Here is a 13,572-nt window from a genome sequence, read left to right as displayed (position 1 = left end):
TTTACTCGACCTCCAATCCTGTTGCTGCTTCGTTTTCTTTACCATTTTCTAATCTGAATTTTTCTTTTTCCTCGTAGGAAGAATAAAACTTTTGCCTTCTTTCAACTTCATCGTAATCAACAAGATTTGCATCAAATTCAGGACCATCCTGACAAACAAATTTAACTTCATTTCCAATTGTAAGTCTGCACGCTCCACACATTCCTGTTCCATCCAATATCAATGTTGTCAAACTAACTATAGTATCCACATTTTTTTCTTTTGTAATCTTAGTTACTTGTCTCATCATTTCAGTAGAACCCACTGCAACTACCATATCATATTTAGTATTACTATTTAATTTTTCTGCTAACTTCTCACATATATCAGCTGTATCACTTTTTGCCTCTGTTAAATTTCTACAAACTACACTTATTTTATCTTTAAATTCTAATTCATCATTTGTATCAAAGCTGATTATAGCATCACTTGAAATATTGTTCTTATTTAGCCAATATATTTCTGTATAAATTCTTGCAAAACCTAAGTCATCTGCAACAAATAATACATTTTTTAATTCCTTGATTTTATCCACAAGATGAGACGCGTGTCCAATGGGTCCTACAAAATCTTTTATATTATCCCCAACATTTAGATTTATAAGATCATTTGCTGTATTCCCGATAGCTTTAAAAACAATACTAACCGTTCCCTGTTCTCCATCAAATTCGCATACTGGAAATGGTGTTCTCTCACCTTTGTCATCTACCCTAACAATTACAAATTGCCCAGGTAATATTGCTCTTGAAACTCTAGGTGCTTGAATTTTTATTATGTATACATTTTTTGTTATATTCTTTTTATTTAATATTTTAAACATATTTTAACCCCCGTACATTTTAAAAATTAGTGTTAAAGCTAACTCTACAAATTAATATACAATTAATATCTACTTAATTATATATTATAATTAGTCCTTAGTATAAGTAAAATACTTTTATATTTTGAAGTCAATTATAAAACATTATTTTACGTTTAGTCAAACATATTTTATTGACAAATCATTAACATAACTTCCAAAGTATTTAGGCATCATCAAAGAAATAATAAGTCATTATTTCTTTGAAAAAATAAGAAAGAAGAATTGTAAACAATTCTTCTTTCTATGTTAATTTTATTTATCATTATATATTTTTAATTTTTTCCCATATTTTTTCATCTACTGGTATGCCATTTTTTTTATTTTTCTTCCTAGTGTTTAATGTTCTCTCTCCAGGATAAAAAATTTCTTTATTCTGATCAACTCTTTCTGAGTTTTTAACATTATTAATCACTTCATTAACTGCTGTTTTTAAAAATTCATTATCTGATATTGTTTTGGTATCAATAGCTATAAATATTTGTGACAGTTGATATTCTGCTTTTCCATCTATCATACCAACTTTGTATGAGGAATTACCTCCAGATAAGATTGTAGCTATTAAATCTAATAATATTGAGAGACCTGATCCTTTCCAATAACCAATTGGCAGTACTCTAGAAGTTTTTTCAATTTCTGATGGATCCATAGTAATATTTCCATTTGAATCATATCCACCTGGCACTGGTAATTGTTCATTATTTAATTTAGTTACTTCTATTTTACCATAGGAAAACTGTGCCATGGCTAAGTCTACTACTACATTACCATCTTCCCTTGGAACCGCTAATATAAGCGGATTATTCCCAATTCTTGTGTCTTTTGCTCCCCAAGCTGGCATATTAGGAAGAGTGTTTGTCCAACAAATACCTATACATCCTGAATCAGCTGCTTGCCAACCGTAACTGCCACCCCTCATCCAGTGGTTAGTATTTTTTAATGCTACACATCCTATTGCATTGCTTTTTGCCAATTTGATGGCTCTGTCCATACAAAATTCGGCGTTTAAATTTCCCATACCTAAATTTCCATCCCATTTTTCAAAAGCTCCTATTCCTTCAACTTTACTGGGAACAGCATTTACATCTATGTATCCTTTGTCTATATATTCTATTACTCTTGGAAATCTAACATATCCGTGAGAATAAACGCCATCACAACTAGTTTCAGTGAATAATTTTGCTGATGCCTCTGCTCTTTCTTCGCTGAATCCTTTTTTTATAAGTACTCTCTTAAACTCATTTCTCATATCTTCAAAAAAAACTCTCATAATAATATCTCCCTCATAATAATATTTTTTTTACAACCTTAATGCTAAATTAAATCACAGACCTGTTAATCTTTATATTAACTTTTCTAACTTTGCACGGTTCATTATATGCACACCAAGGTCTGTGAACATCTTGCGGAAAAAATACAGCAAAACTTCCTGCTTTCATTATTAAATCCATTTCATTCTCCACATCACTATAGAAAATAGAATCTTTTTCTTCTAATAATTCTTCTGTGACAATGTTATCACCAGTGTCCCTAGCATATCCTATTATTTCATTACCACCTACTGAAAATTGTATTTCCACATATTTTCTGTGCACTTCGGCTTTTGCGTCACATTTTAATTTTGTTGTCCTATCAACTATTTGAGCATATATTTCATCTCCCATAATGCTATATACACCAGGTTTCATACTTGCAAAATCATTATCTTTCAAATAATTGATAGCCTTTATTATTGATTTAGAACATATTTTTTCCACATAATCTGTGTTATCTATATTGCCAAATATCATAACTTCGCCTCTTATAATCTTATTTTGTTCTAATCATTTTGCTTTATGAAAGGGCTTTCATTTATGATTTTATTATAGTATATTTAAAACAATATTTCAATACCAATTACCTTTGCTTATATTGCACATCCAATATTCATCTGCTTAAATTTATAAAATAATTCAATATATTATGATTTAACAGTGTTTTCTGCCTTTACTTGTAATGCAGGATTTTCGCATTTCTCATTTTCCTTTGGTAAGGTAGTTGTAATTATAACTGCAATTACTAAAGAAATAACTAAACTATATATGCTGACATTATAACTGAATGTTTGCATTAATAAACCTACCAAAAACGGTCCAATAAATCCGCCAAGATTACCCAATGCATTTATAATCCCAGTCGCTCCACCAGCTACTTCTCCACTAAACACTGCCGGTGGAATAGTCATAAATACTGCCGAAGCTGCTTGCAAAAAGAATCCACATCCAACTAACATGGTGAATGATAACCACACTGATTGCTGAAGTCTTACCGATAGATATAAAAATATTGCAAAACCTATAATTGGCAATATAACGTATCTATTTCTCTTCATAGTTTTATCCGAAATAGAACCAAATACAAATAATCCTATTATAGTTGCTATGTATGGGAATATAGATAGAATTCCAACTTGAGCCATTCCTGTTTGTGTTAAATTTTTAAGTATTGTTGGAAGCCATAGCGTATATCCATATACACCTGTTTGATAAAAGAAAAATATAAATACTAGTTTCCATAAAGTCTTATTATATATAATCTCTTTTAAAGAAGCTTTTTTACTCTCACTATTATCCAAACAATTTTGTTCTGCGTCCAATCTTTCAACAAGATAATCTCTTTCCTCTTTGCTAATCCATTTAGCTGTTTCAGGCCTATCGCTAATTAAAGGCAGCCAGACCAAAATAAGTACAAGTGATATTATACCTTCAACAATAAATACATAATGCCAATTATATTTAACTATGATAAACCCCGAAAGTGGTCCTGTTATAATTGATGCTATTGGATTGTTCATTATAACAAAAGCAGTGGCTCTACCACGTTCCTCACTGGGAAACCAATGACGTACTATTGTAAGTACTGCTGGCATAACACCGCCTTCAGCAACTCCTAGCAAAAATCTAAGGACAAGTAGTTGGGCTACATTTGTTGCAAAGCCAGACAATATTGCGAGGATTCCCCATACTATTATAGTCCATGCAATAAATTTTTTGGCACTTCCATGTTCTGCTATTTGTCCCCCTGGAACTTGCAGAAATAAATAACCTACAAAGAATATTCCTGCTGCTATTCCTGCAACACTTGATGACATCCCAAGTTCTTTACTCATTCCTCCCGCCATTGCAAACCCTATATTTGTACGATCCATAAATGCCACTATATACACTAACAGAATAGGCGGAATGATATGTATCCAACGTTTGTTAGGTATTTTAATTTTAGAGCTTATATTTTCACTCATATTTACACACTCCTACTTTTATATTTAAAGTAATCGTTTACTTGTTGTACTTAGTTCCTTATAATCAGATTATAATCCAAGATATTATATCATTTGAATTCTTCATGTAAACAATTTTCATATTAAACTATGTCAGTATTTATCTTTACAATTACTTTTCTTATTGCGCAGGCTTCTCCTAATGAACATCCGGGTCTATGAACATCCTTTGGAAAAAATACTGCGAAATTACCAGGTTTCATTATCAGATCTATTTCATTTTCCATTTTTTCATAGAACTTAATGTCATTCTCCTCAAACAAATCCTCTAATACCTTATTATTATCAGAGTCTCTTGCAAATCCAATTTTTTCTTTACCTTCTACAGAAAATTGTACATCAATATAATTTTTATGAACTTCAGGCCTTACATCATCTTTTTCCTTTGTTGTTGTATCTATTACTTGAGCAAATATATCTTTGCCCTGAATATCATAGACTCCAGCTTTCATATCGAGAAAATTATTATTTCTTAAATAGTTAATCGCTTTGATTACTGCCCTAGGAAGAACTTTTTCCATATCCTCATTATTATTAATATCACCAAATATCATTGGTCAACACCCCTTAGACTTCACTTTTATTTAAAATAAATATATTTTTGTTTATATTTCTCCTTATATAAGCTATATGTGTTTCTTTATGAAAGCGCTTTCATATTTGTTGATTTGATTATATTACACTTTAGAAAAAATTTCAATGATTATTTTATTTTTATTAGTATTTTTAGTGAAATATTTATTTTATATGACATTGTTATCTTCTATGCATACTAGTAATATCAAGCTATATGATGTACTTATAATAAATTTGACATTACTTGAAATTATAAATATAATTAAATTAGTCTATTAACAAATAACTTTAAAAGTCTAAATTTTATAGTATATATTTACATATATATTTTTTTAATATTGTATGCGCTTTCATTATTAAAATTTCACTTTAAAATTGGGATTTAAATTTATATGGAGGAATTAATTTGAACATATATGATATTGCAAAAGAAGCCGATGTCTCCATAACCACTGTATCTAGAGTTCTTAACAATAAAAATAACATTAGTCAAAAAACTAAAGATAAAGTTGAATTAATATTAAAAAAATACAATTATACCCCTAATGCTATTGCTAGAGGTTTAGTAGCTAAATCTATGAAATCTATAGGTGTACTCACTACTAATATTACTGATATGCATCATTCTAATTCTGCTTACATAATAGAACAAGAATTTAACAAGCTAGGTTATTCCGTTATTCTTTGCAATACAGGTGATAAGACTGAAGAGAGCATAAAATATATTAAAATGTTATCTGAAAGAAATATAGATGGGATTATTTTGATGGGATCAGTATTTAATAATGATGACATAAGATCCTCTATTTCATCTTATATAAAAAACATTCCATTAGTGCTTCAAAACGGATCTTTAGATATAGAAAATACTTATTCTGTGTTAGTTGATGACTCCTACGGTATATCCATTTGTGTGGATCATTTGTTTGAAAAAGGTCATTCTGAGATTGTCTATGTGAAGGATTCTGATACCTACAGTGCTAGACAGAAAAAAGATGGCTTTATCATTGGTATGAACAAGCATGGTTTGAAAATAGATGATAATTCCATAATAAATGTTAATTATGGATTAGATGGTGGTAAAGAAGCCGTTGAAAAACTTATTAAATCAAATAAAAAATTTACTGCCATAATATTTGGTGAGGATCTCACTGCAATTGGCGCAATGAAACATCTTAGAGAATTAGATATTAACGTACCTAAAGATGTGGCAATTATAGGTTTTAATAACTCTATCTTAGCCAAGTGTTGTTATCCTGAATTAACTTCTGTTGACAATAAATTTGAAACGACAAGCTATTTAAGTGTTAAATTATTAAATGATCTTATTGAGAAAAAAAATGTAACATCAAATATATTAGTTCGTCCAGAGCTGGTAATTAGGCAAAGCACCTAATTTAGTACTACAACCTTGCGGCAATAGACCTAAAAAATATGTGTACAATATTAAGGCCTACTGTCCATTTTCTTTATAATATATTATATTAGCCTTAGTTTATCTAATGCATTATAAATCCCATCATCTAGTACGTTATTTGTAATAAACGTTGCGATTTCTTTTAGTTCATCTACTGCATTTCCCATGGCAACTCCTGTTCTCACTGTTTTAAGCATGCTTATATCATTTTTACCATCACCAAAAGCAATAGTATTTTCAATATCTATTTTCAAGTAATCTATAAGATATTTCACTCCGTCTGCCTTGTCCCATTCCTTAAATGAAACATCTGCTGAAGTATGCTCGCCATGTGAGTTGAATATTAAATCCGTTCCAAAATGCTCAATGCATTTTTTTAAATGTTTTTTGTCTTTCAAAAATATATCAAGCATATTTGCCTTTACCTCACTTACCTCCCATTTTTCTATCATATATGGTTCACCACTATCATAAAAAGAGTTCATTATTGAAATTTTATCATTATCCATATTGTAAGCATATCCATTGTAAGCTCCACTAAAACTACATCCTAAATCAAGTTCATTAAAATCTTTTATTAAACTTACTAGTGTATTTTCATCTATGAGTCTATTATAAATACACTCACCTTTATAAATTATATTTGTTCCATTTCCACAAATGAACCCATCAAACATTCCATCAAACTCTTGAAGAATAAATCTTACTGGGCGTCCACTACAAATAAACACAATGTGACCATTTTCTCTTAGCCTTTTTACAGCCAGTTTTGTACTTTCTGGCATTACTGACTTTTCTCCATCAAATGCTATGAGTGTTCCATCAATATCAAAAAAAACAATTTTATTTTTCATCACCATTATCGCCCCCATTATTACGTTACTACATAACCTATTCAGTGAATTATATCATAGAGAAATCATAAATAATAGATTATAAATCATGAACCTAATCTAATGAAATTCTCATATAATACTATTTTATAAATCTTGTTGTAAATGCTTTTTTCTAATAGTACACTGTATATATGTATATTTTAAATAATTATAATTAAGTAGGTGCATCTTCATGATATTATATTTTTTATTGTTATGCTTAATATTTTTCCTGATAATTGAAATTGCAACAGTTATGTTTAAACTCACAGGATTATCAGAAGAAAAGTCAAGATTCCAAGTTATATCATTACTAACAAGTTCAGGTTTCACAACAAAGGAATCAGAGCTGATAACACAACATCCCTCAAGAAGAAAACTAGCACAATACGTTATGATTATTGGTTATATTGGATATCTAACAGGTATTTCATTTTTAATTAACATAATCAGGACTTCACTATCCGCGGAAAATATTTTAATTTTATTAGGCTTTTTTATAGTTGCTTTGTTTTTATTAAAGAATAAAATTTTCCTAAGAATTTTAGATAATTTAATTGAAAAAATCATCTTAACAAAACCTTTCAAATCACCCCATAAAATGTACAAATTAATCAATCGTGCAAAAGGATATGGTGTTTTTAATATTACCTTAGACGAAGATTCTCCATTAATAGGAATTCCATTAATGAATTCAAATTTAAAACCCCATAAAATAATAATATTAAACATTGACAAAGGAAACCTTTTTATAGGTTTTCCTAAAAGAGATTATATCTTAGAAAATGGTGACAATCTATTATTATATGGAAAAGTTGAAGAAGTTACTAAAGTATTTAACCTTAAATAATCCAAAGTTTTTAGATTAGAAAAAGAGCACTACCTTGCGGCAGTACTCTTTTTTGTGTTTATTACTATCTTGTATATTCGAAGAAACCTTTTTTAGATTTTCTTCCAAGCCATCCAGCTCTTACGTATTTTCTTAGTAATGTATGAGCTCTGTATTTTGTATCTCCTGTTTCACTATATAAAACATCCATTATAGCTAAACAGACATCAAGTCCAATAAGGTCTCCTAAAGCTAAAGGTCCCATTGGATGATTAGCACCAAGTTTCATGGCAGTATCAATATCTTCTGCAGATGCAACGCCCTCTGAGAAGATACCAATTGCTTCATTAATCATTGGTATTAATATTCTGTTTACAACAAATCCTGGAGCTTCTTTAACTTCAACTGGCTCTTTACCAATTTCAGTACTGATATTCTTTACAGCTTCAAATGTTTCGTCTGATGTAGCCATTCCTCTTATAACTTCTACAAGCTTCATTACTGGAGCTGGGTTGAAGAAATGCATACCAATAACCTTATCAGGTCTCTTAGTTGCTGCTGCAACCTCAGTGATTGACAATGAAGATGTATTTGAAGCTAAGATTGCTTCTGGTTTACATATGTTATCTAGTTCAACAAATATTTCTTTTTTTATCTTCATAATTTCAACAGCGGCTTCTACAACAAGATCGCAATCAGCTGCCTCATTAAGGTCAACTGTTCCAGTAATTCTTGTTAATATTTCTGCTTTAACTTCTTCTGTTATTTTTTCTTTTGAAACTAGTCTAGTTAAGTTTTTATCGATTGTTTTTAATCCTCTATCAACAAATTCATCCTTAATATCTCTAAGTACAACTTCAAAACCCTTTGCTGCAAAAGTTTGGGCAATTCCTGCTCCCATTGTTCCAGCACCAAGCACACATACTTTTTTCATAGTAATTTGCCTCCTAAAAAATTTTATTTATTTAGCTTTAGCTACCTTAACTTGAGCTATTAGTTCGGGGATTACTTTAGTCAAATCTCCAACTATAGCAAGATCTGCTAGTGCCATCATTGGTGCACCTTCATCTTTGTTTATTGCTATTATGTAATCACTTTCTTCCATTCCAGCAAGATGTTGAAGTGCTCCTGAAATACCACAAGCTATATAAAGAACTGGTCTTACAGTTTTACCAGTTTGACCAACTTGTAAATCTTTATCAACCCATTCCTTTTCGATTGCTGCTCTTGAAGCAGCTATTGATCCACCAAGAACTTTAGCAAGTTGATTTAATAGTTCAAAGTTTTCTTTAGTTCCAACACCTCTACCACCAGCAACGATAATTTTAGCTTCTGATATATCTTCTATATCCTTAGCAAGTTTTACAACTTTTTGAACTTTAGTTCTAATATCGCTGTCTACTAGATCAAATGATACCTTTTGTATTTTGGATTCATCAATCTTTGAATCATCTTTTTCAAGTTTAGAGAAAACTCCTGGTCTAACTGTAGCCATTTGTGGTCTATGATCAGCACAAACTATTGTAGCCATAAGATTTCCACCAAAAGCTGGTCTTGTAGCCAAAAGGTTACTATTTTCAGGGTCTATATCTAGTGCAGTACAATCTGCTGTTAAACCAGTTGTAAGTTTAGCTGCAAGTCTTGGTCCTAAATCTCTTCCTATAAATGTAGCACCTATTAATACTACTTCTGGTTTTTTCTCATTTACTAGTTCACTGATAACTTTTGCATAAGCATCAGTAGTAAAGTGGCCTAGAAGTTTACTATCAGCTGATAAAACTTCATCTGCACCATATGCTAATAGTGTTTCAGCAATCTTCTCAGTTTCACTTCCTAGTAATACTGCAACAAGCTTAGTGTTTAATTTACCTGCTATTTCTTTACCTTTACCTAAAAGCTCTAGCGATACTTTTTGAAGCTGACCATCTCTTTGTTCTGCAAATACCCAAACTCCGCCTTTATAATCTGTTATATTCATTTTTGAGATCCCTCCTACATCATATTAAATATAGTGCTTTTCCTGCAATTTTGAAACAACGTAATTTACCGCTTCTTTAACAGGCTTATTAACAATTTCTCCCTGTCCTTTAGCTGCTTTAGTCTCAGATTTTTTAACCTTTGTAGGTGATCCTTTAAGTCCAAGAAGGGCTTTATCTACACCTATATCATCTGCAGTCCATATTTTAATTTCTTTATCAAAAGTTCCAAATATATTTCTAATATCCATATATCTTGGCACGTTTAATTCTTTTATTGCTGTAAGTAGTACAGGTGTCTGAACTTTTACTATTTCATATCCATCTTCCCATGCTTTTTTAACTGTAAGTTCTTTATCTCCAGTTACATCAACTTTTTCAACATATGTGATTTGAGCAATTCCAAGATGTTCTGCAATTTCAGGTCCAACCTGAGCTGTATCTCCATCTATTGCCTGTCTTCCAGCGAATACTACATCATAATCAAGCTTTCTAAGTGCTCCTGCTAGTGCATTTGAAGTAGCTAATGTATCAGCTCCAGCAAATGCTCTATCAGTGATAAGTATAGCTTCATCTGCACCCATAGCTATTGCTTCTCTTAAAGCTGATTGTGCTTGTGGAGGTCCCATAGTTATTACTGTAACCTTTGCACCAGCATTTTCTTTTAGAACCAATGCTTCTTCTAAAGCGTTTTTATCGTCTGGATTTATTATTGATGGAACTCCTTCTCTAATAAGTGTTCCTGTTTTAGGATCTATTTTAACTTCTGTTGTATCTGGAACTTGTTTTAAACAAACAACTATATTCATAGCATTATCCTCCTTATTATCTGAATATGTTTCCTGAAATAACCATTTTTTGAACTTCAGATGTTCCTTCGTATATTTCAGTTATTTTTGCATCTCTCATCATTCTTTCAACTGGATAATCTTTTGTATATCCATATCCACCGAATAATTGAACTGCTTTAGTTGTTACATCCATAGCTACATTTGCAGCATGAAGTTTTGCTCTTGCTGCATCAACTGTATATGGTAGTTTTTGATCTTTTTTCCAAGCCGCTTTATATACTAGAAGTTTAGCTGATTCAATAGAAACTTCCATTTCAGCCATCATCCAAGATAATCCTTGGAACTTGTCTAAACTTCTTCCAAATTGCTTTCTTTCTTTCATGTATACTTTAGCTTCGTTAAATGCACCTTCTGCGATTCCTAAAGCTTGAGCTGCAACACCAATTCTTCCTCCGTCAAGAGTTTTCATTGCTACTACGAATCCTTTTCCTTCTTTTCCAATCATGTTTTCTACTGGAACAATCATGTCTTCAAATATAAGTTCAGTTGTTGATGAAGCTCTTATTCCAAGCTTATCTTCCACTTTACCTATAGAGAAACCTTTGAATCCTTTTTCTATTATAAATCCTGTTATTCCTCTTGTTCCCTTACTTTTATCAGTCATTGCAAATATTACAAATGTATCTGCAACTCCTCCATTAGTAATAAATATTTTTGAACCATTGATGACGTAATGATCTCCATTAAGAACTGCTACAGTTTGTTGTCCTGCTGCATCTGTTCCTGCGTTAGGTTCAGTTAATCCAAATGCTCCTAATTTTTCACCTTTAGCAAGTGGCACTAAATATTTTTCTTTTTGATCCTGTGTACCAAATTCATTAATCAATGACGCACAAAGGGATGTATGAGCTGAAAGTATAACTCCAGTTGTACCACACACCTTTGATAATTCTTCTACAGCTATTATGTATGACAATACGTCACCACCAGCACCACCAAGTTCTTTAGAAAATGGAATACCCATCATGCCACACTTTGCCATTTTTTTAACGTTTTCTATAGGAAATCTTTCTGTTTGGTCAATTTCAGCTGCAATTGGTTTTACTTCTGTTTCAGCAAATTCTCTTACCATCTTTTGTACTAATTCTTGTTCTTGAGTCAATGAAAAGTTCATTTAATATACCTCCTTATTTGTTCTTAAAATTGCCTACTAAGCTTTTTTTGTTTAAGAAAGCGTCCATTCCTTCTTTTTGATCCTCTGTGGAGAAACATGATCCAAACACTTCTGATTCATAAGCTACTGCTGTATCTATGTCAGTTTGAATTCCTCTGTTTATAGCTACCTTACAAAATTTAACTGCAACAGGTGCATTATTTGCTATTGTATTTGCAAGAGCTTTTGCCTCATCAATAAGTACTTCTGGTTCAAATACACTATTTACTAGACCTATCCTGTAAGCTTCATTGGCATTAATAATCTTAGCCGTATATATTAATTCCTTAGCTGCTCCGATGCCTACTGTTCTTGCAAGTCTTTGAGTTCCCCCAAAACCAGGAGTTATACCAAGACCTGTTTCTGGTTGACCAAATTTTGCTTTTGTTGAAGCAATTCTGATGTCACATGCCAAAGCAAGCTCACATCCACCGCCTAGTGTAAACCCATTAAGTGCAGCTATAACAGGTTTCCCTAAGTTTTCAAGTCTTCTAAACACCTTGTTACCTAGTATTCCAAATTCTCTACCTTCTATTACGCTCATGTCTTTCATTTCTGAAATATCTGCTCCTGCAACAAAGGATTTACCAGCTCCAGTTATTACAACTGCCAGTATTTCGGAATCTTTTTCAAGTTCGGTAATCACATTATCAAACTCTGCCAAAGTTTCTGTGTTCAAAGCATTAAGAGCTTTTGGTCTATTGATTGTGACTAAAGCAATTTTACCCTCTTTTTCAAAGGCAATATTTTTCAGATTCATGACTAATCCTCCTAAACCTCTTATTCATTGTTATAATATTAACAATGAAGTATAAAAATTTTTAAAAGCAAAACGCTTTCGTAACTATTATAACCTGTTCGTAAAGCATTTTCAATATAAAAACAGTTAACTTTTAATTTATTAATTTATTTCATTCATGAGACAGCTAAGTGTAAGTAAACTTTCGCTTAGATGCACATTTTCAACAATGATTCCTTCTGGAATTGTTAAATCAACTGGTGCAAAATTCCAAATTCCCTTTATTCCATTCTTAATTACAATATTACAAATACTCTGTGCACTTTTCCGTGGAACGCAAATTATAGCTATATTTACATTATTGTCCTTTAAAAATCCTTCTAATGAATCAATATCCTTTATTTCTATGTCATTTATCTTTAGTCCACATAGTTTGGGATTAGTATCAAAAATTCCTACTAGGTTGAAGTTCATCTTTTGGAAATTCGTATAATTTGCTATTGCCTGACCTATATTTCCTGCTCCCACAATAATGGTATTGTATTCTTTTGTAAGTCCAAGTATATTACAGATTTCACTGTATAAATCCTTAACATTATATCCATAACCCTGCTGCCCAAAATCTCCAAAACAATTTAAATCTTGCCTTATCTGGGATGCAGTGAAACCGATCTTCTCGCTAAGTTCTTTTGAAGATATTCTATCTATATCATTTTTTAATAATTCTTTTAAATATCTTTGATATTTTGGTAACCTTTTAATTACAGCCATTGATATGTTTTTTTTTCTTTCCACCTGTTGCACCCCTCAATTTAATATTACATACGTTTAATTGTACCACATATTTAAAGTTCTACACTTTTTAAAACAATTTTATATGAATAATTCTTCTTAAATATCTATATGTTAAATTAATATTTTATTTAAACACATCATAGT

General features: G+C 31.2%; 14 protein-coding genes. 2 read left to right on the top strand and 12 right to left on the bottom strand.

The genetic code is table 11. The features are described from left to right. Position 1: 1 nt before the first annotated feature. From BR66_RS0118225 to BR66_RS0118205, 5 genes are all read right to left on the bottom strand, one after another. A complete protein-coding gene (locus BR66_RS0118225) occupies positions 2-859 on the bottom strand; it encodes a sulfide/dihydroorotate dehydrogenase-like FAD/NAD-binding protein (protein WP_026884194.1) in 858 nt (285 codons plus the stop codon). Between the two features lie 304 nt (positions 860-1,163). Further along, positions 1,164-2,168 (bottom strand): 3-dehydro-L-gulonate 2-dehydrogenase, encoded by a 1,005-nt coding sequence (gene yiaK / locus BR66_RS0118220; protein WP_026884193.1) that lies wholly within the window; start codon positions 2,166-2,168, stop codon positions 1,164-1,166. 49 nt (positions 2,169-2,217) lie between these two features. Further along, positions 2,218-2,688, bottom strand: a complete 471-nt coding sequence (locus tag BR66_RS0118215; RefSeq protein ID WP_026884192.1) for a NanQ anomerase/TabA/YiaL family protein — start codon at positions 2,686-2,688, stop codon at positions 2,218-2,220. Between the two features lie 170 nt (positions 2,689-2,858). After that, positions 2,859-4,178, bottom strand: coding sequence for an MFS transporter (locus tag BR66_RS0118210; RefSeq protein WP_026884191.1), 1,320 nt, complete (start codon positions 4,176-4,178; stop codon positions 2,859-2,861). 122 nt (positions 4,179-4,300) lie between these two features. Beyond that, positions 4,301-4,771, bottom strand: a complete 471-nt coding sequence (locus BR66_RS0118205) for a NanQ anomerase/TabA/YiaL family protein (RefSeq protein WP_026884190.1) — start codon at positions 4,769-4,771, stop codon at positions 4,301-4,303. 428 nt (positions 4,772-5,199) lie between these two features. Here BR66_RS0118205 and BR66_RS0118200 point away from each other — a divergent pair, with 428 nt between their 5' ends. After that, the gene (locus tag BR66_RS0118200; protein ID WP_026884189.1) at positions 5,200-6,189 is read left to right on the top strand and encodes a LacI family DNA-binding transcriptional regulator; all 990 of its coding nucleotides are present in this window, start codon (positions 5,200-5,202) and stop codon (positions 6,187-6,189) included. 83 nt (positions 6,190-6,272) lie between these two features. Here the strand turns inward: BR66_RS0118200 and BR66_RS0118195 are convergent, their stop codons facing one another. Continuing rightward, the gene (locus BR66_RS0118195; RefSeq protein ID WP_026884188.1) at positions 6,273-7,064 is read right to left on the bottom strand and encodes a Cof-type HAD-IIB family hydrolase; all 792 of its coding nucleotides are present in this window, start codon (positions 7,062-7,064) and stop codon (positions 6,273-6,275) included. A 214-nt stretch (positions 7,065-7,278) separates the two neighbouring features. On the opposite strand from BR66_RS0118195, the gene BR66_RS0118190 reads away from it, so the two are divergent. Beyond that, positions 7,279-7,935, top strand: coding sequence for a TrkA C-terminal domain-containing protein (locus BR66_RS0118190; protein ID WP_035796530.1), 657 nt, complete (start codon positions 7,279-7,281; stop codon positions 7,933-7,935). Positions 7,936-7,999: 64 nt separating this feature from the next. Here BR66_RS0118190 and BR66_RS0118185 read toward each other — a convergent pair whose 3' ends face one another. From BR66_RS0118185 to BR66_RS0118160, 6 genes are all read right to left on the bottom strand, one after another. Next, on the bottom strand, positions 8,000-8,848 hold the full coding sequence (locus BR66_RS0118185) for a 3-hydroxybutyryl-CoA dehydrogenase (protein WP_026884186.1): 849 nt from the start codon (positions 8,846-8,848) through the stop codon (positions 8,000-8,002). 27 nt (positions 8,849-8,875) lie between these two features. Beyond that, positions 8,876-9,892: an electron transfer flavoprotein subunit alpha/FixB family protein gene (locus BR66_RS0118180; RefSeq protein WP_026884185.1), complete on the bottom strand. Its 1,017-nt coding sequence runs from the start codon at positions 9,890-9,892 to the stop codon at positions 8,876-8,878. 24 nt (positions 9,893-9,916) lie between these two features. Next, positions 9,917-10,699 (bottom strand): electron transfer flavoprotein subunit beta/FixA family protein, encoded by a 783-nt coding sequence (locus BR66_RS0118175; protein WP_026884184.1) that lies wholly within the window; start codon positions 10,697-10,699, stop codon positions 9,917-9,919. Between the two features lie 16 nt (positions 10,700-10,715). Next, the gene (locus tag BR66_RS0118170; protein ID WP_026884183.1) at positions 10,716-11,855 is read right to left on the bottom strand and encodes an acyl-CoA dehydrogenase; all 1,140 of its coding nucleotides are present in this window, start codon (positions 11,853-11,855) and stop codon (positions 10,716-10,718) included. Positions 11,856-11,868: 13 nt separating this feature from the next. Beyond that, on the bottom strand, positions 11,869-12,654 hold the full coding sequence (locus BR66_RS0118165) for a short-chain-enoyl-CoA hydratase (protein WP_026884182.1): 786 nt from the start codon (positions 12,652-12,654) through the stop codon (positions 11,869-11,871). A gap of 141 nt (positions 12,655-12,795) precedes the next feature. Beyond that, the gene (locus BR66_RS0118160; RefSeq protein WP_026884181.1) at positions 12,796-13,428 is read right to left on the bottom strand and encodes a redox-sensing transcriptional repressor Rex; all 633 of its coding nucleotides are present in this window, start codon (positions 13,426-13,428) and stop codon (positions 12,796-12,798) included. Between the last annotated feature and the right edge of the window lie 144 nt (positions 13,429-13,572).

The organism is Clostridium akagii DSM 12554, from assembly GCF_000686725.1.
Classification (GTDB): Bacteria; Bacillota; Clostridia; order Clostridiales; family Clostridiaceae; genus Clostridium_I; species Clostridium_I akagii.
This window is presented reverse-complemented; position numbering and strand designations above follow the sequence as displayed.

Excerpts from the sequence above, each read along its gene's own strand:
- BR66_RS0118215 (WP_026884192.1), bottom strand. The coding sequence starts at position 2,688 with ATGATATTTGGCAATATAGATAACACAGATTATGTGGAAAAAATATGT.
- yiaK (WP_026884193.1), bottom strand. The coding sequence starts at position 2,168 with ATGAGAGTTTTTTTTGAAGATATGAGAAATGAGTTTAAGAGAGTACTT.
- BR66_RS0118185 (WP_026884186.1), bottom strand. The coding sequence starts at position 8,848 with ATGAAAAAAGTATGTGTGCTTGGTGCTGGAACAATGGGAGCAGGAATT.
- BR66_RS0118170 (WP_026884183.1), bottom strand. The coding sequence starts at position 11,855 with ATGAACTTTTCATTGACTCAAGAACAAGAATTAGTACAAAAGATGGTA.
- BR66_RS0118190 (WP_035796530.1), top strand. The coding sequence starts at position 7,279 with ATGATATTATATTTTTTATTGTTATGCTTAATATTTTTCCTGATAATT.
- BR66_RS0118205 (WP_026884190.1), bottom strand. The coding sequence starts at position 4,771 with ATGATATTTGGTGATATTAATAATAATGAGGATATGGAAAAAGTTCTT.
- BR66_RS0118225 (WP_026884194.1), bottom strand. The coding sequence starts at position 859 with ATGTTTAAAATATTAAATAAAAAGAATATAACAAAAAATGTATACATA.
- BR66_RS0118180 (WP_026884185.1), bottom strand. The coding sequence starts at position 9,892 with ATGAATATAACAGATTATAAAGGCGGAGTTTGGGTATTTGCAGAACAA.
- BR66_RS0118210 (WP_026884191.1), bottom strand. The coding sequence starts at position 4,178 with ATGAGTGAAAATATAAGCTCTAAAATTAAAATACCTAACAAACGTTGG.
- BR66_RS0118165 (WP_026884182.1), bottom strand. The coding sequence starts at position 12,654 with ATGAATCTGAAAAATATTGCCTTTGAAAAAGAGGGTAAAATTGCTTTA.
- BR66_RS0118195 (WP_026884188.1), bottom strand. The coding sequence starts at position 7,064 with ATGAAAAATAAAATTGTTTTTTTTGATATTGATGGAACACTCATAGCA.
- BR66_RS0118175 (WP_026884184.1), bottom strand. The coding sequence starts at position 10,699 with ATGAATATAGTTGTTTGTTTAAAACAAGTTCCAGATACAACAGAAGTT.